Source organism: Methylobacterium sp. Gmos3, from assembly GCF_056430985.1.
Genome location: NZ_JBWJYL010000007.1, coordinates 51305 through 74177, shown reverse-complemented (window position 1 = coordinate 74177; position 22873 = coordinate 51305). Strand labels below are relative to the sequence as shown.

23 protein-coding genes and 2 pseudogenes are annotated in these 22873 nt (G+C 64.4%); 21 read left to right on the top strand and 4 right to left on the bottom strand.

The window, feature by feature from the left end; translation table 11 throughout:
• Positions 1–346: 346 nt before the first annotated feature.
• Positions 347–1786: an aminotransferase-like domain-containing protein gene (locus ACS5Q7_RS15545; RefSeq protein WP_478340209.1), complete on the bottom strand. Its 1440-nt coding sequence runs from the start codon at positions 1784–1786 to the stop codon at positions 347–349.
• 358 nt (positions 1787–2144) lie between these two features.
• On the opposite strand from ACS5Q7_RS15545, the gene ACS5Q7_RS15540 reads away from it, so the two are divergent.
• The 17 genes and pseudogenes from ACS5Q7_RS15540 to ACS5Q7_RS15460 form a co-directional block, all read left to right on the top strand.
• On the top strand, positions 2145–2627 hold the full coding sequence (locus tag ACS5Q7_RS15540; RefSeq protein WP_478340208.1) for an MSMEG_0572/Sll0783 family nitrogen starvation response protein: 483 nt from the start codon (positions 2145–2147) through the stop codon (positions 2625–2627).
• Between the two features lie 82 nt (positions 2628–2709).
• The gene (locus ACS5Q7_RS15535; RefSeq protein ID WP_478340207.1) at positions 2710–3801 is read left to right on the top strand and encodes a Nit6803 family nitrilase; all 1092 of its coding nucleotides are present in this window, start codon (positions 2710–2712) and stop codon (positions 3799–3801) included.
• Complete coding sequence (locus ACS5Q7_RS15530; protein ID WP_478340206.1) at positions 3755–4858, top strand: MSMEG_0568 family radical SAM protein; 1104 nt, start codon at positions 3755–3757, stop codon at positions 4856–4858. Before ACS5Q7_RS15535 ends, ACS5Q7_RS15530 begins: the two co-directional genes overlap by 47 nt.
• A complete protein-coding gene (locus tag ACS5Q7_RS15525) occupies positions 4855–5400 on the top strand; it encodes an MSMEG_0567/Sll0786 family nitrogen starvation N-acetyltransferase (RefSeq protein WP_478340205.1) in 546 nt (181 codons plus the stop codon). The genes ACS5Q7_RS15530 and ACS5Q7_RS15525 overlap by 4 nt, the downstream gene beginning before the upstream one ends.
• On the top strand, positions 5400–6395 hold the full coding sequence (locus tag ACS5Q7_RS15520; protein WP_478340204.1) for a sll0787 family AIR synthase-like protein: 996 nt from the start codon (positions 5400–5402) through the stop codon (positions 6393–6395). The genes ACS5Q7_RS15525 and ACS5Q7_RS15520 overlap by 1 nt, the downstream gene beginning before the upstream one ends.
• A complete protein-coding gene (locus ACS5Q7_RS15515) occupies positions 6392–7567 on the top strand; it encodes an MSMEG_0565 family glycosyltransferase (RefSeq protein WP_478340203.1) in 1176 nt (391 codons plus the stop codon). The genes ACS5Q7_RS15520 and ACS5Q7_RS15515 overlap by 4 nt, the downstream gene beginning before the upstream one ends.
• Positions 7560–7841, top strand: coding sequence for an MSMEG_0570 family nitrogen starvation response protein (locus tag ACS5Q7_RS15510; RefSeq protein ID WP_478340202.1), 282 nt, complete (start codon positions 7560–7562; stop codon positions 7839–7841). Before ACS5Q7_RS15515 ends, ACS5Q7_RS15510 begins: the two co-directional genes overlap by 8 nt.
• Before the next feature lie 36 nt (positions 7842–7877).
• Positions 7878–9146 (top strand): MSMEG_0569 family flavin-dependent oxidoreductase, encoded by a 1269-nt coding sequence (locus ACS5Q7_RS15505; RefSeq protein ID WP_478340201.1) that lies wholly within the window; start codon positions 7878–7880, stop codon positions 9144–9146.
• A 342-nt stretch (positions 9147–9488) separates the two neighbouring features.
• The gene (locus ACS5Q7_RS15500) at positions 9489–10421 is read left to right on the top strand and encodes a transporter (RefSeq protein ID WP_478340491.1); all 933 of its coding nucleotides are present in this window, start codon (positions 9489–9491) and stop codon (positions 10419–10421) included.
• A gap of 174 nt (positions 10422–10595) precedes the next feature.
• Positions 10596–11423, top strand: a complete 828-nt coding sequence (locus ACS5Q7_RS15495; protein WP_478340200.1) for a Pnap_2097 family protein — start codon at positions 10596–10598, stop codon at positions 11421–11423.
• A 245-nt stretch (positions 11424–11668) separates the two neighbouring features.
• Positions 11669–11875, top strand: a pseudogene (locus ACS5Q7_RS15490) (transposase); the annotation flags it as partial.
• 240 nt (positions 11876–12115) lie between these two features.
• Positions 12116–12841 carry a cache domain-containing protein gene (locus tag ACS5Q7_RS15485; protein ID WP_478340199.1) on the top strand — a complete coding sequence of 242 codons (726 nt, stop codon included), beginning with the start codon at positions 12116–12118 and terminating at the stop codon, positions 12839–12841.
• Between the two features lie 41 nt (positions 12842–12882).
• The gene (locus ACS5Q7_RS15480) at positions 12883–13128 is read left to right on the top strand and encodes a hypothetical protein (protein ID WP_478340198.1); all 246 of its coding nucleotides are present in this window, start codon (positions 12883–12885) and stop codon (positions 13126–13128) included.
• A gap of 100 nt (positions 13129–13228) precedes the next feature.
• Positions 13229–13861, top strand: coding sequence for a tyrosine-type recombinase/integrase (locus ACS5Q7_RS15475; protein WP_478340197.1), 633 nt, complete (start codon positions 13229–13231; stop codon positions 13859–13861).
• 254 nt (positions 13862–14115) lie between these two features.
• Positions 14116–14298 carry a hypothetical protein gene (locus ACS5Q7_RS15470; protein WP_478340196.1) on the top strand — a complete coding sequence of 61 codons (183 nt, stop codon included), beginning with the start codon at positions 14116–14118 and terminating at the stop codon, positions 14296–14298.
• A gap of 33 nt (positions 14299–14331) precedes the next feature.
• Positions 14332–15171, top strand: coding sequence for an aldo/keto reductase (locus ACS5Q7_RS15465; protein ID WP_478340195.1), 840 nt, complete (start codon positions 14332–14334; stop codon positions 15169–15171).
• Between the two features lie 278 nt (positions 15172–15449).
• Positions 15450–15809 (top strand): annotated as a pseudogene (locus ACS5Q7_RS15460) (catalase); the annotation flags it as partial.
• Positions 15810–15823: 14 nt separating this feature from the next.
• Here the strand turns inward: ACS5Q7_RS15460 and ACS5Q7_RS15455 are convergent.
• A protein-coding gene (locus ACS5Q7_RS15455) for an IS3 family transposase (protein WP_478340194.1) occupies positions 15824–17004 on the bottom strand; the annotation gives its coding sequence in 2 pieces (ribosomal slippage) (positions 15824–16737 and positions 16737–17004; 1182 coding nt in all).
• Positions 17005–17366: 362 nt separating this feature from the next.
• Here ACS5Q7_RS15455 and ACS5Q7_RS15450 point away from each other — a divergent pair.
• Entirely contained in the window at positions 17367–17867 is a 501-nt protein-coding gene (locus tag ACS5Q7_RS15450) for a hypothetical protein (protein ID WP_478340193.1), read from the top strand.
• Positions 17868–18635: 768 nt separating this feature from the next.
• On the opposite strand, the gene ACS5Q7_RS15445 is transcribed toward ACS5Q7_RS15450, so the two are convergent.
• Both ACS5Q7_RS15445 and ACS5Q7_RS15440 read right to left on the bottom strand, forming a co-directional pair.
• Entirely contained in the window at positions 18636–19667 is a 1032-nt protein-coding gene (locus ACS5Q7_RS15445) for a hypothetical protein (protein ID WP_478340192.1), read from the bottom strand.
• 266 nt (positions 19668–19933) lie between these two features.
• Positions 19934–20626, bottom strand: a complete 693-nt coding sequence (locus ACS5Q7_RS15440; RefSeq protein WP_478340191.1) for a winged helix-turn-helix transcriptional regulator — start codon at positions 20624–20626, stop codon at positions 19934–19936.
• 79 nt (positions 20627–20705) lie between these two features.
• Between ACS5Q7_RS15440 and ACS5Q7_RS15435 the strand changes: the two genes are divergently transcribed.
• From ACS5Q7_RS15435 to ACS5Q7_RS15425, 3 genes are read left to right on the top strand one after another with little or no spacing between them, the layout of a single operon-like run.
• Positions 20706–21497 carry a VOC family protein gene (locus ACS5Q7_RS15435; protein WP_478340190.1) on the top strand — a complete coding sequence of 264 codons (792 nt, stop codon included), beginning with the start codon at positions 20706–20708 and terminating at the stop codon, positions 21495–21497.
• A gap of 13 nt (positions 21498–21510) precedes the next feature.
• Positions 21511–22011 (top strand): VOC family protein, encoded by a 501-nt coding sequence (locus ACS5Q7_RS15430; protein WP_478340189.1) that lies wholly within the window; start codon positions 21511–21513, stop codon positions 22009–22011.
• Entirely contained in the window at positions 22004–22669 is a 666-nt protein-coding gene (locus ACS5Q7_RS15425) for a dihydrofolate reductase family protein (protein WP_478340188.1), read from the top strand. The genes ACS5Q7_RS15430 and ACS5Q7_RS15425 overlap by 8 nt, the downstream gene beginning before the upstream one ends.
• The last annotated feature ends 204 nt before the right edge of the window (positions 22670–22873 follow it).

Sequence of the window (22873 nt, the reverse complement as noted above, 5' to 3'; positions counted from 1 at the left end):
CGAGGATCGCCACCTAGGGTTCGGACGGCTGGGTTGAGTCCACAGGAGGCCGTTCGCTTTTGTGGCGGGCCAGCTCCGAAGCGGTCATTCCCCTTACGGCCAGCTTCGGCCTCACCGGTAGGCCAGTCGGGATGACTGGGGTGGGTGGTTTTCGGCTGGTCCACTTAAGATGGGCTGAACTGCCGAAGCGGACATTCATTCGACAGTTGCCTGGAAATTTTTCTCTCATGGCTCCAGACGGCCGAGGGATGGTCGGAAGCCGGACCTTGTCATCGCGCATAACCCGGTCCCGTGCCCCTAACCTTCAGGATGCGCGCCTGCTGGTCCGGCATGGCAGCCGAGCCGCTCAGATGTAAGACGACGCGAGCGCTGGAGAACCTTCTAGCGCGTGGGCGAGCACTTCCAGACCCTGAGTGATCTGCTGCCGGGTGGAGGGGCCGCCGAGGCAAACTCGTACCGCCTCCGGCGGCGTACCGGCGACGCAGAAGGGGTCGCTGGCAACGACGCCAAGCCCGGCGGAACGCCCCTGGCTCGCGAAGGCTGAGCGCGTCCAGCCCTCGGGCAACGTGATCCACATATGGAAGCCGTGCGGGTCGGCGGTGTAGGTCCCGGCCGGAAGCAGCGCAGTCGCGATCCGCTGGCGCGCGGCCGATTCCGCGCGCACGAACTGCACGATGGCATCCGCCGTGCCGTCCATGATCCAGCGCGTCGCCAGCGTGGTCGAGATCGGCGAGGCCATCACGGTCGCGGCCCGCAGGGCGCCGGCGAGCGGGAGAGCGGAGCGGGCGCTCGGGGCCACCAGGAAGGCGAGGCGCAGGCCAGCGCCGAGGCACTTGGCGAGGCCGGCCACGTAGTAGGTGATCTCGGGGGCGAGTTCCGCGAAGCTCGGAGGCGGCGCCGGGCAGATGCGCGCGTAGGCGTCATCCTCGATGATGGTGACGGCGTACCGCCGGGCGACCGCGATGATCGCCTCGCGCCGCGCACGGGACAGGGTCGTGGTGGTCGGGTTCTGCAACAACGGGTTCAGATAGATCGCTTTCGGCGCCACCTTGGTGCAGACGGCCGCGAACCCGTCGGGGTCGACGCCTTTCTGGTCCATGGGAAGGTCGACGAGACGCACGCCGAGATGAGCCGCAAGGGACCGGATGCCAGGATAGGTGATACGCTCGGCGCAGATGGCGTCACCGGGGCGCGCGATCTGGCCCAGCACGCCGAATAGCGCGCTGTGGGCACCCGGGCAGATGAGCAACCGCTCCCGGGGCGTGACGATGCCCCGGCCCTTGAGCCAGCGCAGGGCTGCCTCCTTATCCTCGTCGGTGCCACCGAAGCCCTGGTAGCGGAGCAGGTTGGAGAGGTCGTCGGCGAGCTCGGCGAACGAGGCCTGCATCCGTGCCTGCAACGCCGGCGCGTCAGGCTCGGGGGGCAGGTTCATCGTGAAGTCGACCGGCCCGACCCGGGAGCCGTCCTTCGAAGGCGTGGACCGACCCGGGCGGCCAGGATCGATCACGAAGGTGCCCTGGCCGACGCGTCCCTCGATCAGGCCACGCTTGTGGGCCTCGACATAGCCGCGCGAGACGGTGGTGAAGTTGAGGTCGAGGGCCTCGGCCAGGGCTCGCTGTGTCGGGAGCCGCGTACCGGCCGTCAGCCGTCCGGTCCGGATGTCGTCCGCCAAGGCCTCGGCGATGGCGAGGTAATGAGGCTTTCCCCAACGCTTGAGGTCGGGAACCCACATTCCGGTCACGAGATCCGAGGGCGTCGCTCGCCCATCGCCTGATGCTGGGGTCATGCGTTCTCCGAGCACACCATCACGATGCGATCAATGACTGATTGTATGGGTAGCAAACTCCATACCGCGGCCCGGAGAAGAATACTTTGTCAAAAGATCCATACAATACGATCAATCGGTGCGGTCACAGTGAACACTTTGTGATGCCATGATTTGCACCTGCCACTATTGTCGCCAGTGGTAATCCTGCGAGCCGGGCGGCCCCGAGCCGACGATTGAATGCATCATTGAATGCATTCAACTTGGTGCCATTGATGGTTCTATTGAATGGCCTTCGTTGGCACGTCGCTTGCCGTGTTGGGATGTGACCACCCGAGGCTTCGGCCGACGCGGTCCAACCCATCGCGGAGTGAAATCCATGCCGGCAGTGAATCGCGAACCCCACAAGAAGGGCGACTATCTGGTCGACTACGAGGAGAAGGTCTTTGAGGACGTGAAGGCCGAGCCGGGCCAGAAGGCCCTGGTGACCTTCCACACCGTCGCCTTCGAGGGCTCCATCGGCCTCGTGAACCTGCTCCAGGCCACCCGCCTGCAGCGCAAGGGCTTCGAGACCTCGATCCTCCTCTACGGCCCCGGCATCACGCTGGGCGTGCAGCGCGGGTTCCCACGGCTCGGCGACGAGGCCTTCCCGGGCCACCTGAACTTCAACAACCAGCTCGAGAAGTTCATGGCCGAGGGCGGCAAGGTCTACGCCTGCCGGTTCTCGACCCAGGCCCTCTACGGCCACGGCGAAGCGGCCTTCATCGAGGGGATCCGCATGATCAACCCCCTCGACGTCCTCGACTGCATACTCCTGCACAAGCGCGACAACGCGGTGATTATCGACACCTGGACCGTCTGACCGGGCGCTCGGCCCATCGACTGGGACGTCGCATCCGGCGGCCGCGCGCGACGCGGCCGCCGCCACCGCCGGAGGATCAGCCATGTCAGAGAACCGGATCGTGCGGGCCGCCGCCGTCCAGATCGCGCCGGACCTCGACCGGCCGGACGGCACGCTCGAACGCGTGCTCAACGCCATCGACGAGGCCGCAGGCAAGGGCGCCCGCTTCATGGTCTTTCCCGAGACCTTCGTGCCCTACTACCCGTATTTCTCCTTCGTGCTGCCGCCGGCCTTGCAGGGCGCGGAACACCTGCGCCTGTACGAGCGCGCCGTGGCGGTGCCCGGCCCCGTCACCCAGGCCGTCTCGGCCGCTGCCCGTCGGCACGGCGCCGTCATCGTGCTCGGCATCAACGAGCGCGACCATGGCTCGCTCTACAACGCGCAGCTCGTCTTCGACGCCGACGGGACCCTGGCGCTCAAGCGGCGCAAGATCACCCCGACCTACCACGAGCGCATGATCTGGGGTCAGGGAGACGGCGCCGGTCTGACCGTGGTCGAGACGGCGGTGGGCCGCGTCGGGGCACTCGCCTGCTGGGAGCACTACAACCCACTCGCCCGCTACGCCCTGATGGCCCGTCACGAGGAGATCCATGCGGCCCAGTTCCCGGGCTCCCTCGTCGGCCAGATCTTCGCCGACCAGATGGAGGTGACGATCCGCCACCACGCGCTGGAGGCGGCCTGCTTCGTCGTCAACGCCACCGGCTGGCTCACCAACGAGCAGGTGGCGCAGGTTTGCCCGGATGAGCGCCTGCGCGGCGCCTGCCGGGGCGGCAATTGCACCGCCATCGTCTCGCCCGAGGGCAAGCACCTCGCCGACCCGCTCGGCCCCGGCGAGGGCATCCTCGTCGCCGACATGGACCTCGCGCTGGTGACCAAGCGCAAGCGGATGATGGACTCGGTCGGCCACTATGCCCGCCCCGAGCTCCTCAGCCTCCTCCACGACGACCGCCCAGCCTCGTTCGTGCACCAGCCGACCCGTTCGCAACCTCAATCCCGGAGCCTCGACCATGAGCAGTTCCCCGCTTCCGACGAGCCCTCCCCCGCTTCCGCCGGTCATGGCCGAACGGAATTTGGCGGGCTTGGTCGGGATGCCGACGGAGCGCCTGATCAACGCGTTGCAGTCCTACGGCGTTAGGCTCGCCGACACCCGGGCCGGAACGCCGAGCCGGCGCGGCGGCGCCGGTCCCTCCGACCACAAGGCGATGACCATCGCGGGCCGCACCGTGATGGTGCCGGTCCACACGGAGACCGCGTTCGACTCACCCTTCCTGGTGCGTCGACCGGACCTCGATGGGGTCTCGGTCATCGAGCACGAGGGCACGGTGATCGGGCGGGTGACCTTCCCGGGCAAGCCGCGCTTCTACGCGCTCTCGACCTTCGACGGGGTGCCCTACTCGAAGATCGCGGTGCTGCACGGACGCGACGTGCTCGCCACCACGGTGCTGCAGACCTGCATCCGCTACGCCAGCCGCACCAAGACCTGCCAGTTCTGCTCCATCGGGCAGTCGCTGTCGGCCGGCCGAACCGTCGCGCGCAAGACGCCCGAGCAGCTTGCCGAGGTCGCCCGTGCCGCCGTGCTCCTCGATGGCGTCAGACACATGGTGATGACCACCGGGACACCGAACGCCACCGACCGTGGCGCCGCGATCCTGTGTGAGAGCGCCTTCGCGGTGAAGGCAGCGGTCGACCTGCCGATCCAGGCCCAATGCGAGCCGCCGGACGACGACCGCTGGTTCGAACGCATGAAGGCGTCGGGCGTCGACGCGCTGGGCATGCACTTGGAGGCCGTCACGCCCGAGGTCCGGGCCCGGATCATGCCCGGCAAGGCGGGCGTTCCCCTGGAGCGCTACTACGACGCCTTCGCCGCCGCCGTCCCGGTCTTCGGGCGGGCCCAAGTCTCGACCTACATCCTCGCCGGTCTCGGCGACGCGCCGGAGGCGATTCTCGCCATGGCGGAGCGACTCGTCGGGATGGGCGTCTATCCCTTCGTCGTGCCCTTCGTGCCGATCTCGGGCACGCCGCTGGAGAGCCACCCGGCACCATCGCCGGACTTCATGCACGCGATCCTCCAGCCCCTGTCCGCCATGCTGGAGCGGGCCGACCTCCGCTCCACCGACATCAAGGCCGGCTGCGGCCGCTGCGGCGCCTGTTCGGCCCTCTCCACCTACGAGCGCGCCGGGGTGACGGCATGATCGTCGAATCCGTCGCCCCCTACCGCCCAAGCCATTTCCAGGTGAAGTTCGCCACCTCCGCGTGGGAGCGGCGGGCCTGCGCCGCCTTGCGCCGGCAAGTGTTCTGCACCGAGCAAGGCATCTTCGAAGGTGACGACCGCGATGCCATCGATGGGTATGCGATCCCGATCTGCGCCCTCTCGACACTGGCCGGGGATGCCGATGCGGTCGTCGGCACCGTCCGCATCCATGAAGTGGCGGAACGACCCGGAGAGTGGTGGGGCTCGCGCCTCGCCGTCGCCAAAGCCTTCCGCGGCACGGCGGCGCTCGGGGCAGGCCTGATCCAGGTCGCGGTCTCGTCGGCTCATGCACGGGGGTGCACGCGCTTCCTGGCCCATGTGCAGGACCGGAACGTGCCGCTGTTCCAGGCCCTGCATTGGGCGAGCCTCGACGCCGTGGAACTCCATGGCCGCCTGCACCACCTCATGCAGGCCGACCTCGCCGCCTACCCGCCGATGCACGACCCCGAGCACGGGCTCGTCACATTCCGCAGGGCGGCGTGATGACCGCGGCCGTCGACCTCAAGGGCTTAGCAAGCCAGATCCGGGATGCCCGCGGCGTCGCGCACAAGCGCGACATCGACGCCGTAGTCACGCGCCTCGGGCTGGGGGACCGGCACGCCACGGTCCCTGTCGGAGACGATTGCGCCGCCATTCCCGATGGCGATGGCCATCTGCTTCTGGCCATCGAGGGCTTCATCGACAGCTTCGTCTCGGCCGATCCGTATTTCGCCGGCTATTGCGGGATCATGGTCAACCTCAGCGACGTGGCGGCCATGGGCGGGCGGGCGCTCGCAGTCGTCGACGCGTTGTGGAGCCGGGATGCCGCGTCGGCGGACCCGATCCTGGCCGGCCTGTCCGACGCAGCCACACTCTACGGCGTACCGATTGTCGGCGGCCACACCAACACGCGTTCGGAGACCGGGAACCTTGCGGTCGCCGTGCTCGGCCGCGCCGGTCCCCGCCTGCTCACGAGCTTCGATGCGGCGCCCGGCGACGACCTCATCGCCGCCATCGACCTGCGCGGTCGTTTCCGCGATCCACACCCGTACTGGGACGCCTCGACCGGGTCGCCAGGCGAGCGCCTGCGCGGCGACCTCGCCCTGCTGCCCGGGCTGGCCGAGGACGGCCTGTGCCGCTCTGCCAAGGATATCAGCATGGCGGGTGTCGTCGGTACGGCGCTGATGCTGCTCGAATGCTCGAAGGTCGGCGCGGTCATCGACCTCGGCGCGATCCCACGCCCTGACGGCGTTCCCATCGCGCGCTGGCTGAACGCCTTCCCGAGCTACGGCTACCTCCTGAGCGTCCGCCCCGGGGATACCCCGGCCGTGCTCGACCGCTTCGCCGACCGTGGCATCGCGGCCGACGTCATCGGGAGCCTCGACGCGAGCCGGGTCGCCCGCATTCGGGATGCCGGCGGCGAGGAGGCCGTGGTCTGGGACTTCATGGCCAGCCCGCTGATCGGCTGCGGCCATGATGACGGGGGGCCCTCGGCATGACCGCTATGCGCATCGCCCTCCTGACCCACTCCACCAATCCACGCGGCGGCGTCGCCCATTGCCTCGCCCTCGCCGAAGCCCTGTGCGAGCGCGGGCATGAGGCGGTGGTCCACGCCCCCGACCCGTCCGGCCGCGGCTTCTTTCGCGATGCCGCGTGCCCGACGGTCTCCGTTGCCGCCCGCACGGTTGCCGGCGGCACGGTCGACCTCGTGCGGACGCGCATCACCGACTACCTCGTCCACTTCGGCTCGCCGGCGGCCTGCGACTTCGATGTCTTCCACGCCCATGACGGCATCGGCGGCAACGCGCTCGCGACCCTGAAGCACCGGCATTTGATTCCGGGTTTCGTTCGCACCGTCCATCACCTGGACACCTTCGCCGAACCGCAGCTTGCCGATTGGCAGGACCGCTCGATTCAGGAGGCTCGCCGCCTCCTCTGCGTCAGCCGGGGCTGGACCGAACGCATCCGGTCGGACTTCGGCATGACGGCGGAGGTCGTCGGCAACGGCGTCGCCCTGACGGCCTACCGGCCTACGCCCGACCAACGGGATGCCGTGGTTCGGGAGCGCTGGGGGTTGGGTGACGGTCCCATCGTCCTGAGCGTCGGCGGCTTCGAGGAGCGCAAGAACACCCTTGGCATCATCGAAGCTTTCGCGCGCTTGCGTCAGCACCGTCCCAAAGCTCAGCTCGTCATCGCCGGCGGCGCCTCGCTCCTCGACCACGCCTCCTACCGGGCGCGGTGCCATGCAGCCCTGAGCGTCCACGGCCTCGCGGCAGGGTCGAGCGGTCCCGTGATCGAGACCGGTCCGGTTCCTCAGTCCGACATGCCCGCTCTCTACCGTATCGCCGACATGCTGGCCTTTCCGTCGCTGAAGGAAGGGTTCGGCCTGTGCGTGCTGGAGGCGATGGCCTGCGGCACCCCGGCCATCGTCTCCCACCGGCCGCCCTTCACCGAATACCTGACCGAGGGCGACGCCCTCTTCGTCGATCCGGCCGTGCCCGAGGACATCGCCCGAGCCATGGCAACCGCCCTGGTGCCGGAGACGCGCGAACGCCTGAGGATGGCGGGCTTCGCAAGGGCCGCCGCCCATTCGTGGCGGGCCTGCGCCGAGCGCCACCTCGATGCCTACGCGGGCTGCGCCCGCATGCGACAGGAGCCGACCCATGCCTGAGATGCACTTCCATGTCCGCTGGCCCGATGGTCGGCGCGAGGCCTGCTACTCGCCCTCTCTCGTCGTGAGGGACTTCCTCACGCCCGGCGAGAGCTACGCCGTCGACGACTTCGTCGAGAAGACCCGCACCGCCCTCACCATCGCCAGCGAGCGGGTGCGCGAGAAGTACGGCTTCACCTGCTCGTCCGCCTTGGATCAGCTCGCCCGGATCGAGGCCGCCGCGAAGCTCCAGCCTTCCGATGGCCGGGTCACGGTCGAGACCTTCGAGCCCTGAACGGGCAACCCTTCCCCCACTCACGGAGTGAGAGCCATGACGTCCACCCCGCGTCACGTTCCCGTTGCCGTCGTCGGCGGCGGCCAAGCCGGCCTCTCGGTCAGCTACCACCTCAAGCAGCGCGGCATTGAGCATCTCGTCTTCGAGAAAAACACGGCCGCCCACACCTGGTCGACGCAGCGCTGGGACACGTTCTGCCTCGTCACGCCGAACTGGCAGTGCGACCTGCCCGGGCATCCCTATGACGGGCCGGAGCCGGACGGGTTCATGAGGAAGGACGAGATCATCGCGTATCTGAAGGCCTTCGTCGCCAAAGTGAGCCCGCCGATCCGCGAGGGCGTCTCGGTCACGCGCGTCGCGCGGCAGGACGACGGCACCTTCTCGGTTCAGACTTCGGAGGGCGATTATACCGCCGACGAAATTGTCGTCGCCTCGGGCGGCTATCACACGCCGATCATTCCACGCATGGCCGAGAAGCTGCCGGGCTCGATCACGCAGATCCACTCGAACCAGTACCGCAACGCCGCCCAGTTGCCCGAAGGCGAGGTCCTCGTCGTCGGCTCCGGTCAGTCCGGTGCCCAGATCGCCGAGGATCTCCACCTGGCCGGGCGCAAGGTCCATCTCGCGGTCGGCGATGCACCCCGCTGCGCCCGGTTCTATCGCGGTCGCGACGTCGTCACTTGGCTCGCCGACATGGGCTACTACGAGATGACCGTCGACAACCATCCGTTGCGCGATGGCGTCCGGGACAACACCAACCACTACGTGACCGGCCGCGACGGCGGACGCGACATCGACCTGCGCCGCTTCGCCACCGAGGGCATGACGCTCTACGGCGTGCTGGAAGATCACGCCGACGGCGCCTTGCGCTTCCGTGACAACCTCAAGCGCTCGCTCGATGGCGCCGACCGGACCTACAACGGCATCAACGCCGCCATCGACAAGTACATCGCCGAGAAGGGCATCGAGGCCCCGGCGCAGGAGCACTACACCCCGGTATGGGAGCCGGGCGAGCCAGTGACCGGCCTCGTCCTCGACGGCTCAGGCATCACCAGCGTCGTCTGGTGCATCGGCTTCACGCCAGATTTCCGCTGGCTCGATGCCTCCGTGTTCAACGGGGCCGGCAACCCGAAGCACAAGCGCGGCGTCACGAACGAGGACGGCATCTCCTTCATCGGGCTGCCATGGCTGAACACCTGGGGTTCGGGCCGGTTCGGGGCGGTCGGCCGTGATGCCGAGTACATCGTGCAGGTCATCCAGAAACGACTCGGCGCCGAGCGGTTCGCCCTCAAGTTCGCTGTCTGACCGGCCGACGGGCAAGCCTCGGTTCCTTGGCGGCCCGCGTCCGCGACGCGGGCCTGTAAATCCCGATCGGTGGCGGCATCTCCCAAAGCCGCAAAGGCCGGCCTGGGCCTGTGCCGTTCCTGCAACAACGTCGAACCCTAAGCATCATCAAAGCACTATGCAGTAGACTCTGAGTTATTGCAGTGCATGATATAAGCATTGCTGGAAATACATACAGATTGTACGCATTTCCATGCAATCAAGATAATCCGACTGAACATTCCTTTTCAACGACACCGGCGCCGATGCTTTTCGGCGAACGCTGTCGGCTGGCCGAAACGAAGACTCAGAAGGGGATCGATGATGCTGAAAAAGTTCGCGGCCGTGGCAGGAGCGTTCGCCGCCGTCACCCTGAGCGCGACCGCTTCGTTCGCCCAGTCCACCACCATCCCGGGCGAGCAGGTCGGTCTCGCGGTCGGCGCCCCGCTGCCTGAGGGCATCTACGCCATCGACACGTTTATTTACCGACGCAACGACACCCGGTTCTCGACCGATACGGCGATCAACGTACCAGTTCTGGTTTGGTCGACGGGCTTCAAGGTCCTCGGCGCCAACATCGAGCCGCTGCTCGCCCAGCCCACGGTGTTCGGGTTCCCCCGCAACCCGGCCGGCGTGCCCAACCGCGATTTTTCCATCAACGTCGGCACCCTGGTCGGGTCGATCTTCGCCTGGGACCTGGGTGGCGGCCTCGGCGTCAGCTACTTGGCGGCGGTTCACCTCAATGACCTCGATGCCGGCCGCGGGCTGAGGCAGTTCTCCTCCAACACCTACCGTCAGGGCTTCGCCGCGAGCTACACCGCCGATGGCTGGAACCTCACGGCAAACCTGACCCACAACTTCTACGACTCGCCGGGCCGGTTCGAGGGTGCCATCGGCCAGGCGATCGGTCCGCTCTACCTTGCGGACGCCCTCCTGCTCGACCTCACGGCAACCAAGAAGTTCGGCAAGTTCGAGATCGGCGCGGTGGCCTACGGGGTGACGGACCTGCCGCTGGGCGGACGTGACTTCGCGCGCGCTACGGCGCAGGGGTACACCCAGGCCGGGCGCTTCGCCGTAGGCGGGCTGATCGGCTACGACTTCGGGCCGGTGACCGCACAGCTGATGGTCGCCCGCGACGTTGTGGTCCGGACCCGTGGCACGGAATCCACGGACGGCTTCATCCGTCTCATCGCCCCACTTTACAGTGCTCCGAAGGCTGCCGAACCGATGCCGGTTAGTCTCGTGCGCAAGTATTGATCATCGAATTCGCGCGCCTGATTGCCCTTAGCTGAGGTGGGTGTGCGTACCGCGTTCGAAGCGAAAATCCTTCCCAAGGACCCCGCTTCGACAGGGACCGGGTGGCCAAGTCTCAACAGCTACCACCGCCCGGTCCCGCCCATTCTCGATGGAGACAGGCCGTTGGGATTTCACATGAGGCTCGGAGGAGTCGACACGCCCCTGACGGACGCCTGCCGCCACGTTCTGGGCATGCCGCATCTCTGCCCCAGCGGGCTTTCAGAGAACTGGCTCTGGAAGGAACTTGGACACCGTCACTGGGGTCTGATCGCCAAGGCGTTCGGCAGGGCCGAGGCCGGGTTCGGGGCTTCGGGCGAACCGCCCATCTATGCAGCGTTCCGAAAGATTTCGCTTCAGAGCGGCGACCTTGCTGGCGTTCGGGAGAACGACGCGTTGGACGTACGCTCGACGGTTACCTACCTCTCTGAAACCCGAGTGGTCAGCCGGCATGTTGTGGCGTGCCAGGACCAGTTGATCGCTGACGTTGAAATGACCTCCGTGTTCGTGAGGCGCCATGCCGAAGGCGTGAACCGCTCCATCGCCCGGGTGAGGCTTGAGGGTCATGGGCACGCCGTGCCCGCTTATGGGACTGCGGCCACACAGCATTCCAGCGTTGAGCATGTGTTCCTGGGGTCTGTCATGACACCGGACGAGTGCGAACTCGGGACCTTGACCTTCGAGCCTTGCCCGCACCTAGATTTTAACGGAGCGGGGCTTCTGTATTTCAGCAGCTTCGTCGCCGCCGTAGATCGAGCGGAGTGGCATTTCATCGGGAAACGCTCAAATGATTACAGCACACGTATGCGTTGCGCTCTGTTTCACGCAAACGTTGAAATGGGCGACCCTCTCGAAGTGCGTTTACTGACTTCGGAGAATGAGCCGAATTTTCGCCATCGTGCGCTTCTGTCAACAGTGGACGGAAGACTATTGGCGGAAATAATAACACAGCGCCCTGTATTTTGAAATATCGCAGTATCAAAACTTATAACCTTATAATTTAGTTCTGATTTATCTAAATTCGATGCATATTTGTTGTATCTTGTGATCTTATTGCTTGTGGGTCGGCATAAAATGAAAGGCAAGGCCCTTGAACCGAACGGCACCGATGCGTGCTCCGTGTTTGTGGGCAGAGGCTTGAAGTGGCAGTGATGGGCCCGTCACTTTGAGACTCACAGCGGAACAGATGTCCGCTTACGAGAACCGCTCGATCACGCGTGGACGCCATGGCGGTTCGGCGCGCCACAGTCGAGCATGTCTTTGGTACGCTGAGAGCCCGGATGGGCAGTACACCGTTCTTAACGAAGGGCACGAAGGGCGTGCGAACCGCGATGAGCCTCGCGATCCTTGCCTACAACATGAAGCGGGTGATCCGCCTGTTCGGTATAACTTGGCTCGTCCAGGCCATTCGAGCCTGAAGCGGCCCCCTGCGCCGCCGTCATCATCCTGCCAATCGGCGCGGATGACTACGATCAATGCGTTCATACACGGCCTCGGTCGCAAGCTGCCTCCCCGCGTCGGACTAATAGCCGGTTTCGCAATTGATATAAAAAGGAATATTCGCCTATTACAGTATCATCGCCAATTTTTGATTAGCAATTCAATACATATACGTGGTATCCCCCGCGACAACGAACGATTATTGGGGAATTTGAATCATGCGCCTGTATGCTGCGCTCTGTGCATCTGCTTTGATTCTATGCAGCATGTCGTTTTCAGCAGCTATGGCCTGTGGCGACAGCGAAGCTGGTCTATCCTGCGATGATAGCGGTTCTGGCGTCGAAATGGGCGCGAAATGGATGCTGAACCGCGCCACGAAAGCAGTGATGGCTGACAAGGACAATGCGCTCACTGCCTTCACCAAAGGGACGGACGGCTTCCGAACGGCCGACACTTACGTCTTCTGCGTGAGCCCCGATGGCATCATGAGCGCCCATCCCAATCCGATCCTGCAAGGGCACGAGGTTCGCGACCTGCACGACAAGACGGGCAACTACTTCATTAAGACCATGATGCAGGACGCCAAACCCGGCCAGATCTCAGTGATCCGCTATCTGTTCCCCAAGCCCGGCAGTACGGTTGAGGAGCCCAAGACCACCTACTACACGAAGGCCGGCGACCAGACGTGCGCGGTCGGCATCTACGACACCGACGTGGCGGCACCGAAGATCGCGACCCCAGAGGGGCGAGTCGCGAGCTTGCGTGCGAAGCTTGACGGCGAGATCCCGGCTGCGGCGCGGGCGGATTGGACCGCGTTTCTGGAGGCGCTCAACCAAGTCAGCGACGCCAGGGCGGCCGTGATCACCCGCGCCCGCGACAATCTGCAAGCGGCCGAAGCCGCTCTCGGTGCCCCGGACGGGAAGACCGCCGCAGGCCGGCAATAGGCAAAGGGCACGGGCTGATCGATGCCTGGGGAGGTCAGGGGGTGGGACTGCCCAATGTCGTGCCGCTGACAGAAGCCGCAACGTTCACGTTTGGATGCGCCGTGTTGCACGCCCGGTGGCTCGATCCCGAGCGGGCCACCAGGGTGCTGGCCTGCATCGCCGTATCGCTGATCGCCTGGGTATTACTCGCCCTGACACCCGCAAACATCTCAACGGACCCGAACGCGCTCGATCCGGCCGCCATATGGCCGCTTTCGGCAACCATTGAGGACCGTCCGTATGACTGATGTGGGTAGCGTGCGGAACGTCCGCATACGGCCTAATCACCGGAGCATCAGTTCGGGTGTCTCCTCACCTCGTCGGCATAGGCCGGCGAGGAGACAGACGATGGGACATTCTGCACACGATCCGGCCGTCAAAGGACGGCCGGCCTGGAATGCTGGCCGCAAACTTGGCGCTAAACGGGCCCTCAAACCTCAGCAGGTCTGGGCCGTCCGATTCTGGCTCGACCGCGAACGGCGCACACGCGACCGGGCGATGTTCGATCTCGCCATCGACAGCAAGCTGCGCGGCTGCGACATCGTCAAACTCAAGATTGGCGATCTCGTAAGTGGCGGTCGCGTTCGTAGCCGGGCTATCGTCATCCAGCGCAAGACCGGCCGACCGGTGCAGTTCGAATTGCTCGAGCCGGCTCGAACCAGCATCCTCGCATGGCTGGAGGCTAGGGGTGGTACGCTCGACGACTACGCCTTCCCCAGCAGGCTCGACGGCGTCACGCACATCAGCACCAGGCAGTATGCGCGCTTGGTCGATGAGTGGGTCACAGGCATCGGGCTGCGCAGCGAGGATTACGGCACCCATTCCCTCCGCCGCACGAAGGCATCGTTGATCTACAAGCGAACCGGCAACCTGCGTGCCGTCCAGATCCTACTCGGCCATACCAAGATCGAGAGCACGGTCAGATACCTCGGCGTCGACGTCGAGGGTGCCCTGACCTTGGCAGAGGGAACTGAGATTTGAGCATTCGGCCCCTCGGCATTTGTGTCGAGGGGCTTCGGAACCGGTCCGGCAGCAGGGCGCCCATTCCGGTCATTAGCTGGCCCTCGTGTGCGTCTCCGGAGCAGACATCGATCAAGCCTGCGGCCACGACATTCTCATGTTGTGACACATCAGCGGGCTTTGGAAGGCACGCCTAAGCGCAAGATCGCAGCATCCAGTTCTTTAGGCGGGGTACAGCGACGACGGAATGCGCGACCAAACGGTGCGATATGATGGTGCGCACCGCCCAACAATACGGACAAGCCTACATGGACCGGCTGCTGACGCACGCCCAGAAGGGCGAGCTCAACCCGGCCTGCCTCGCCAACCACCGTTTCTCCCTTAAGGACGGACCGCGCGGCTACGACATGTTCAATCACAAGACGGACGGCTGCGTGCGCGCGGTGTTCGCGCCTTAGGCGCACGTGCCGTCCACGGATGGAGGGAAATGCATGGAGCAGCGCCCGTTTGGTCCCGTGCCGCGCGATGTTGCGGTGATCGGCCAGGGAACCTGGTACATCGACGACGCGCACCGGCCTACCGCGGTCGCAGCGCTCCGCCGCGGCCTCGACCTCGGCATGACCCACATCGATACCGCCGAGATGTACGGCGACGCCGAGACCGTGGTCGGTGAGGCGATCGCCGGGCGGCGCGACGACGTGTTCCTCGTTTCCAAGGTCCTCCCCAGCAACGCCTCGCTTGCCGGGACAGTGGCGGCCTGCGAGCGCTCGCTGGCGCGCCTGCGCACCGACAGGCTGGATTGTTACCTATTGCATTGGCCTGGCTCGTATCCGCTTGAGGATACTTTCGCCGGCTTCGAGCGGCTCCGCGAACAGGGCAAGATCCTGTCCTGGGGGGTGAGCAACTTCGATGTGTCCAACCTCGAAGCCGCCTGGAAGGCCGGGGGCGAGGGGCGCATCGCCTGCAACCAGGTTCTCTACCACTTGGAGGAGCGCGCAATCGAGCACGCCGTCCAGCCCTGGTGCGAGGATCACGGAATCGCCGTCGTCGCTTACAGCCCATTCGGCCATGGCAGCTTCCCCGGCCCACGAACACCGGGCGGCCGCGTCCTGGATGAGGTCGCGGCGAACCACGGCGCGACCGCCCGTCAGGTCGCGCTTCGGTTCTTGGCGCGGAGGCCGTCCACCTTCACGATCCCCAAAGCGTCCAGTCCCGATCATGCCGCCGACAACGCCAGCGCTGGCCCGCTGCGGTTGACGGAAGACGAGATCATCCGGATCGACGCGGCGTTTCCGCGGGGTCCCCGACCACGCCGCCTCCCTATGTTGTAGGCCCGTGATACCGACTTGGTCAGGGCAGATGGTCGTCCCCCCGTCTCGCAATCCCGCCCGGCAACGGACGATTCCGGCAATAAGCGGGGGTTCGCGGATCGGCGGATCGGCGGATCGTCCGAACGACCTACGCTGCCTGCTGAGGGGTGAAGGCGCCTCGAACATGCGTCGTGGCGACCGTTCGGCGGAGGGGCTGCCCTCGGGCCGCCAAGGAACTCGCTCGCATCCCGGGAGATGCCTTGGAACGACGGTGATCGATCCGCCGAGGAGCGACGAGCATGACCTACCTTCGATACGCCCCCGGCATCGAGACGCCTGCTGCGGACGAGCAAAAGACGATTGACGGCATCATCGCCGGCATGACGCAGCAATCCGAGACGGTGGAGAGGCGCGAGCACCATGCGGTGCGGGCCAGCCACGCAAAGAGTTCGGCCTGCGTCACCGGCGAGTTGACGATTTCCGCCGGCTTGCCGCCCGAACTGGCCCAAGGGTTGTTCGCCGCGCCCGGCACCCATCCCGTCGCGGTTCGCTTCGCTCAGGGACCGGGCGAGACGCTGGGCGACCGGGTCTCGACCCACCGCGGCATGTCGATCAAGGTGTTCGACGTCCCCGGCGAGATGATCGGCCCCCACGAGGTGGTCCATAAGTAAAGTTAGTGTGCGGTGGGCCGCTCCACCATGGGTAGCTTGGTCGACGCAGCCGGTCGGGCGAGCGCAGCCGGCCAAGCGGTGAAGGCTGGCACGAACACCTCCGGGGCTGGCGGACGGTATCCGAGCGATGCGTGGGGGCGGACGGCGTTGTAGTGCCGTCTCCAGCTCTCGATCACGATCTGTGCCTCCTTGAGCGTGTAGAAAATCTCGCCATTCAGGAGTTCGTCCCGCAGGCGAGCGTTGAAGCTCTCGACATAACCGTTCTCCCACGGTGAACCGGGGCTGATGTAGGCCGTCTTGGCACCGACCCCGGTGATCCAAGCCTGCACCGACTTGGCGATGAACTCCGGGCCATTGTCCGAACGAATATGCCCCGGCACCGCACGCAGGATGAACAGGTTGGAGAGCACATCGATCACGTCGATCGCCTTCAGCCTACGGGCGACGCGGATGGCCAGGCATTCGTGCGTGAACTCATCGACGACGTTGAGCATCCGGAACTTGCGTCCGTCATGCGTGCGGGCCTCGACGAAGTCATACGACCAGACGTGGTTGCGGCACTCCGGGCGAAGACGCAGGCAGGAGCCGTCGTTGTCCCAGATCCGCCCCCGCTTGGGCTGTTTGACCGGGACCTTCAGGCCCTCGCGCCGCCAGATCCGCTCGACGCGCTTGTCGTTGACGAGCCACCCAGCCGCCTTCAGCAGCGCGCTGATCTTGCGGTAGCCATAGCGCCCATACCGTTCGGCCAATGCCACGAGGTCAGCCGTTAGTGCTTCCTCGTCATCACGGCCCCGCGGGACCTTGCGCTGTGTCGAGCGATGCTGACCGAGGGCCCGACAGGCGCGGCGCTCGGAGACGTGCAGGACGTCGATGATGTGCTCGACACAGGCGCGTCGGCGCGCGGGGCTCAGAAGTTTCCCCGGGATGCCTCCTGCAGGATCAGCTTGTCGAGCGTGAGGTCGGCGATCGCCTTACGCAGCCGCTGGTTCTCAGTCTCCAGATCCTTCATTCGGCGCACCTGATCGGTCTTCAGGCCGCCGAACTCACGCCGCCACCGGTAGTACGTCACTGAACTCACGCCGATGGCACGGATCGCGTCAGAGACGCTCTGGCCCTGCGAGATCAGCACATCCGCCTGCCGTAGCTTGGCGACGATCTCCTCGGACTTCGGATGCTTGGCCATGTCGTCCGTCCTCCAGGCTCAAAAGCCATACCAAAGGGCGGACCACTTCAATGGGGGTGGATCAGCCCCACGTTGTGACTGGCCGAGTCGGGTGGCTTTGCCGTCGCCCCCCTCATTGGCGACAGTTTCGCGTGTCGTGCGCGAGAGATCCTTCATCGGCACTGGCGGCGTCGTCACAGCCGCCTTTAGGGCTTGCTCAAAGCGGCGTTGCGCTTCAGCTTCGGGGTATGACTGATCCCCAACCGCAACCGGGTCCGCGCCCGTCCCATGAGGTTCTGAAGCCATATCGTATACCGCGCCGAGTGAGAGCCGCTATTGGCGACATCATATTCGCAGGATCGGAGATCGACCACCTCATCAGCATGGCGCTGTTTGCCATGGTGGAGATCCGGCCACGGTTCGGCTTTGTGCTTCTGAAACGCACCGCGATCAATCAAAAACTCGAAACGCTCAAGTTCCTTGTCGATCAAGAAAACAACTCTGAGCGTATTGAGAAATGGGAGGCACTACTGCCTGAGTTGAATCAATTTATTGCTAATAGAAATACGATTTCTCACGGTATATATCGCGGAAAATTGATAGATAACGACTTATTGTGCTTTTCTCTACCGCAAGCATTCGTCGCAACTGACGGAAAGTATCCATATTATTACGAAAACAAGAGCATTTCTGAAGAAGCGCTTGCTATAACTGCAATGAAAGGAATTGAGATACGTGAAGCAATCAAGGATGTTTTTGGCGTCTTACCATTTCACGAAACACTTCCTGAGCTATATCAGAAGGAGAGGCCTGAAACTCTAAGATCTCAGCGTAAAAATAGTCGCGCAAAACCTCAGCGCCAGCCTCCGCCATCTCAGGCGTGATTTTCACTTGGCTGTCTTCGGATTTTATTCCCGGAAAGTCATCCGCACACATGCACGTCTGTACCACACCTAACCGACCGCGCCAAATCGCCTATCGTACCACACCCACCACCCATAGCGCCTGTGGTGTCATCGTGATAATTGGGACAATTTTCCTAAGGTCAAGCCACAACTTCATCGTTGGGAAGATGAAGTTGTGGCTTCGGAATTTCACGCATACGGGGGAAGGGTTCGGATCCTGATATGTGGTCGAAGATCGCTCGATCCAAAAAGCACTGCGCGTGCATCGCGTTCGAGACTGGATTGTCGCAGTTGGTACGGGACTACGCCAGATTTCAGTGCGTCCTCAATCTCTTGTGATGACAAGTCCGTCACAATGCGGGAGAGCTCGCGTTTCAGTTCTTCAATCGCGACGTTTGCAGTTCCCGCGACGGCAAAGAGCTTACAATCGTCATTCTCGGTGCCAACAAATTCAGCAATGTATCTCGACATCCTCAGGGTCCTTTCCATTACCCTGAGATCAAGCCCGCTCTAATCGCGAAACGCAATACAAATAAATATTCAAATATGCGAGGAACGAACCGCATGATGTCCCATGATGCCTCATACTGTATACTGCGGTCCCAAGCGTAGACTTATATGCATGTGATGAATGCCTTCGACGCGTCAGGCGCATATCACGATTGGGCATTTGAATGTTCGGCGCCCCAAATGCGATAGGGTCTCATCATCTCGGCGGTAACGGTTCACGGCATAGCGGGGCACTGATTATCGTTTGGTGGGCTGCCAAAGGCCCCGTCGATCGCAGACCTTGAAAGTAGGACAGGCGGTCTGACGGCAACCGAGCCGATCGTCGATGCGATTGCCGTTGCAGATATTCCAGCCCTCCTCGGCGCAGAAGCTCCACAGCGCCGCTTGAACGAAGCGCGGAAAAGTCGCGGGAAAGCCCGGGTTGTAGGCGCGGGCGTCAATGCGGCGGGCGAAGCCTTCAAGCAGGTCGCGGCAGCCCCCAGGGGCGGTACAAGCTGGCCCATAGCGATGTTCGGCGTCGAAGCGTGCTAAAACACCGGTGCGGTACAGGAAATTATGGACGAGGGAGTCGACGGCGATCATCCAGGTTCCGGCCGTGACCCAACGCTCGCGGTTCGGGTCGGCGCCGAGGAGCAAATCGGCCAGGATCATCGCCCAGAGCTTGGAGCCGATGCCGTGAATTGAACAAAGCGGATCGAGGACGGCGTCCCGCAGCAAAGGCCCGCGATCGGGGTGATCCGTCCCAGGATCCGCCTGCGCGAGACGAGCGTCGATCCAGCCGACGAGGTCACCGTCGCAGACGTCCCGGAGGAACAGGGCGAGGCTGTAGGCTGCCCGGTTCAGCGAACCTTTCCTGAGCTTGGCCTTCGGCAGGGGGCACGCAGCGAGGTGATCCGGGCATGCGCAAGTCGGGCCGGACTTTTGGTAGCCACACTCCGCGAGATGCCAGTAGCTCGTGAGACGCGTGCAGCTAGGGGCAGACCCTAACTGATCCAGGATCTCAACGAGGCGCGCGCTTCCATGCTGCTCGCTGTATCGAAGCGCGATACCGTCGGAAATTCCCTGCAGCGGGACGAGGCCCATGATCCAATCGTAGATCGGCCGGGTGTCGTGGGAATGGACAGCGAGAGAAAGACCTTCCAACGCCATGCTAATCCGAAGGCGATCGAGGAAGGATAGCGGCGCGAGCGCGAGGGCTGATTCGCTGACGCGCAGAAGATGCCGCCAGCCGCACTGCGAAAGCGTGGATTTTGAAATTGCTAGGCTCATTTGCCGAGCCTGCCATATCAAGGAATAGGCCGGTCAAGCTCAGCCGACAGCTTGGTCCGAATATAAAACGCTGGGGGAAGCGGACATTCCGATTTCGATCCGACCCGGCTATAAAATCTTGGTTGCGGGGTTCCGCAAAGCGGACGTCTCTCCTACCGGCATTTCGGTTGCAGTGGCCCAAAGCGGTCACTCCGGTTCCGACTGCGCTCGAGTTGTCCCTCTCGCTACGCCGGCGTCGTGAGACCAATCTCTGACTGACTGATGCCTCAGGCAGATTTGTCGGGCAGGTGAAAGAGATCGACGAAGGACCGCGCCAGTTCAGACTCACCCGTGAAGGCAAGGGTGCCGCCTACACCATCTCTGGTCAGCGTAGCTTTGCCGTAGATGGTCCGACGCATCGCCATCGTGTCGCCCGTGAAAGCAAGGTCGGGGGCCTCCATTGTGCCTCGACGTACCAGGATCTCGCCGCCCCCCACCGTCGCGATGAAGTCCTCCCCGGGGAAGTGAAAAGCGACCGACACCGGCAGGGCGGTGGCGCGCGTGTGGTCGACCAGAGCTTGGAGCGACATCATCGCGGAGGCAGCTGACATGAATAGGCTCGGATCATGCCGCGGCGAGCGAGCAGCCCAGCGGCCCAGGTCGCGCATCAGCGGCGCGGCCTCACGGCCCCAATCCGTGAGGTCGTAGACCTGCGCGTTGGCCGGAGACGGCAGGCGATACCGCCGGACGATGCCCACCTCCTCCAGGCTCTCCAAGCGCTGCGTGAGAACGTTGGCACTGATGCCGGGAAGGTTAACCCGAAGCTCCCCGAAGCGCCGAGGACCGAAGACTAACTCGCGCATGATCAGCAGGGACCAGCGCTCCCCAATAAACTCCAGGGCGAGGGCGGTCCCACAGGCGTCGTCGTACCGGCGTTCACCCAGCGCAGATCGCCGTTCAGTTAATTTTTCTGACTTCATAGTTGCTTTGTCTAACAGACGATGCGAGCCTGGGTAAAGCGGAGCCGAAGGGGGCGCCGGTACCGAGGAGGAATGCCCGATGCCGCCTGCAGAGGGGACACCGATCTGGTTCGAGTTGAATGCGTCCGATCAGGACGCGGCGCAGATCTTCTATGAGGCCGTCGCTGGCTGGCAGGTCGTGCCGTCGCCGATGCTGGAGCACGGCGGCTACCGGATCGCAGAGGCCGATGGGATCCCCGTCGCCGGGATCCGGCGCTCGATCCCCGAAGCGACCAGTCATCCCGGCTGGGCGATTTACCTGGCGACCGCCGATGTCGATGCCATGGTCGCCCGCGCCGTCGATCTCGGCGGGCGCATTCCGTTTGGTCCTGTCGACATCCCCCATGTCGGCCGTTTCGCCATGGTGTCGGATCCGCAGGGAGTAATCTTCGCCGTGATGACGCCAAGCAGACCCGGCGCGAGCCGGGCGTTCGGACCCGTTCCGCTCGGCTCGGAGCGGACCCTCGGACACGGAGTCTGGATCGAGCTTGCTACCCCGGATCCCGATGCGTCGCTGGCCTTCTACGGCGTGCTGTTCGGCTGGGAGAAGATCGGGGCCATGCCGATGGGCGCTATGGGCGAGTACGCCTTCATCGGTCGCGGCGACCTTCGCCCCGGTGCGGTGATGTCGAGTGTGGCGACCGGCGCCCCGGCAGGATGGAGTTGGTACGTCCATGTCGCCGACATCGACGCCGCGGTGGCGACGGTCCGGGCTAGGGGCGGCACCGTCCTGCAGGGGCCCGATCCCATTCCCGGGGGAAGCTATTCGGCCAAGGCCGTCGATCCGGCGGGCCACCTGATCGGCTTGGCTGGTCCACGACGGGCTGCCTGAGGGGAGAATAGCCATGACCAGCGAGAAACTCACGACCTGCTTATGGTTCGACCATGGAGAGGCCCGCCGGGCGGCGGAGTTCTATGCTGCGACCTTTCCCGAAAGCCATGTCGCCGACGCAATGAAAGCGCCCTCGGATTTTCCGGGGGGATCGCAGGGTGTGGAACTGACGGTGTCGTTCACTGTCCTCGGTCGTCCGTTCGTCGGGTTGAACGGAGGCCCCGCTTTCAAGCCCAATCAGGCCGTGAGCTTCATGGTGCTGACCGAGGATCAGGCCGAGACCGACCGCTACTGGGACGCGATCGTGCGCACCGGCGGCGTCGAGAGCCAGTGTGGATGGTGCACGGACCGCTGGGGCTTCTCCTGGCAGATCACTCCTCGCGCGCTGCTGCGGGCCAACAGCCATTCCGACAAGGCCGCAGCCCGGCGCGCGTTCGAGGCGATGATGACCATGCGCAAGATCGACATCGCACGGATCGAGGCCGCCGTCCGGGGGGATTTCACCCATGCGTAAGATCACCGGCTCGCTGTTCCAATCGCTCGACGGCGTGATCCAGGCACCCGGTGGTCCCGAAGAGGATCAGACTGGGTTCGAGAAGGGTGGCTGGACCTTTCCGTATTTCGACGGCTCGCTGGGCGAAGGGATGGGAAAGCTGTTCGCGGGAGAGTTCGAACTGCTCCTCGGGCGGCGGACCTACGAGATCTTCGCGGCCTACTGGCCGCATAATGGCGACCAGCCGATCGGGGCGACCTTCAACGCGGTGCGCAAGCACGTCGTGACTTCGTCTGATCAAACCCTCGGCTGGAGCAACAGCTATCGGCTCGGGGACGAGCCTGTCGCAGCGGTCACCCGCCTGAAGGAGAGCGCCGGCCCGGATCTTCTCATCCAGGGAAGCAGCAAACTCTATTCGGCCCTGCTACCGGCGGGCCTCGTCGACCGGCTCGTTCTGATCACCTTTCCGCTGATGCTCGGCCGCGGCAAGCGATGGTACGCGGACGACCCATGGACGGCCCGTACTTGGGTGCTGATCGAGCAGGCTCTATCGCCGAAGGGTGTCCAGTTTGCAGTCTATGAACGGGCCGGCGCGGTCCAGACCGGCAGCTTCGCCACGAAACCAGCCAGCCAGGACGAACGCGCACTGCGCGAACGCCAAAGGACCGGTCGTTGGTAGGATGAAGGGTAATGGCCGGGAGCCGCCGGTCGGCCTCAGAGATTGCCCTTCGGAAAAGCGGACATCCGTTTCCGACTCAACGCACTCTTCCACGCGCGGCCGTGCGGCTACCGAAAGCGGACGTATGTTCCACTGCTATCCATCTCGAATATGCACGTGTCCTGGGGAGGCGTGTCCGGCCTGCGCGAGGGGGCATGCGCAGGC

Bases quoted from the DNA above. Each gene is read 5' to 3' on its own strand.
- ACS5Q7_RS15505 (WP_478340201.1), top strand. From the start codon at position 7,878: ATGACGTCCACCCCGCGTCACGTTCCCGTTGCCGTCGTCGGCGGCGGC.
- ACS5Q7_RS15425 (WP_478340188.1), top strand. From the start codon at position 22,004: ATGCGTAAGATCACCGGCTCGCTGTTCCAATCGCTCGACGGCGTGATC.
- ACS5Q7_RS15510 (WP_478340202.1), top strand. From the start codon at position 7,560: ATGCCTGAGATGCACTTCCATGTCCGCTGGCCCGATGGTCGGCGCGAG.
- ACS5Q7_RS15465 (WP_478340195.1), top strand. From the start codon at position 14,332: ATGGAGCAGCGCCCGTTTGGTCCCGTGCCGCGCGATGTTGCGGTGATC.
- ACS5Q7_RS15475 (WP_478340197.1), top strand. From the start codon at position 13,229: ATGGGACATTCTGCACACGATCCGGCCGTCAAAGGACGGCCGGCCTGG.
- ACS5Q7_RS15525 (WP_478340205.1), top strand. From the start codon at position 4,855: ATGATCGTCGAATCCGTCGCCCCCTACCGCCCAAGCCATTTCCAGGTG.
- ACS5Q7_RS15530 (WP_478340206.1), top strand. From the start codon at position 3,755: ATGCCGACGGAGCGCCTGATCAACGCGTTGCAGTCCTACGGCGTTAGG.
- ACS5Q7_RS15430 (WP_478340189.1), top strand. From the start codon at position 21,511: ATGACCAGCGAGAAACTCACGACCTGCTTATGGTTCGACCATGGAGAG.
- ACS5Q7_RS15495 (WP_478340200.1), top strand. From the start codon at position 10,596: ATGAGGCTCGGAGGAGTCGACACGCCCCTGACGGACGCCTGCCGCCAC.
- ACS5Q7_RS15485 (WP_478340199.1), top strand. From the start codon at position 12,116: ATGCGCCTGTATGCTGCGCTCTGTGCATCTGCTTTGATTCTATGCAGC.
- ACS5Q7_RS15440 (WP_478340191.1), bottom strand. From the start codon at position 20,626: ATGAAGTCAGAAAAATTAACTGAACGGCGATCTGCGCTGGGTGAACGC.
- ACS5Q7_RS15435 (WP_478340190.1), top strand. From the start codon at position 20,706: ATGCCGCCTGCAGAGGGGACACCGATCTGGTTCGAGTTGAATGCGTCC.
- ACS5Q7_RS15515 (WP_478340203.1), top strand. From the start codon at position 6,392: ATGACCGCTATGCGCATCGCCCTCCTGACCCACTCCACCAATCCACGC.
- ACS5Q7_RS15535 (WP_478340207.1), top strand. From the start codon at position 2,710: ATGTCAGAGAACCGGATCGTGCGGGCCGCCGCCGTCCAGATCGCGCCG.
- ACS5Q7_RS15540 (WP_478340208.1), top strand. From the start codon at position 2,145: ATGCCGGCAGTGAATCGCGAACCCCACAAGAAGGGCGACTATCTGGTC.
- ACS5Q7_RS15520 (WP_478340204.1), top strand. From the start codon at position 5,400: ATGACCGCGGCCGTCGACCTCAAGGGCTTAGCAAGCCAGATCCGGGAT.
- ACS5Q7_RS15445 (WP_478340192.1), bottom strand. From the start codon at position 19,667: ATGAGCCTAGCAATTTCAAAATCCACGCTTTCGCAGTGCGGCTGGCGG.
- ACS5Q7_RS15450 (WP_478340193.1), top strand. From the start codon at position 17,367: ATGGCGCTGTTTGCCATGGTGGAGATCCGGCCACGGTTCGGCTTTGTG.
- ACS5Q7_RS15500 (WP_478340491.1), top strand. From the start codon at position 9,489: ATGCTGAAAAAGTTCGCGGCCGTGGCAGGAGCGTTCGCCGCCGTCACC.
- ACS5Q7_RS15545 (WP_478340209.1), bottom strand. From the start codon at position 1,786: ATGACCCCAGCATCAGGCGATGGGCGAGCGACGCCCTCGGATCTCGTG.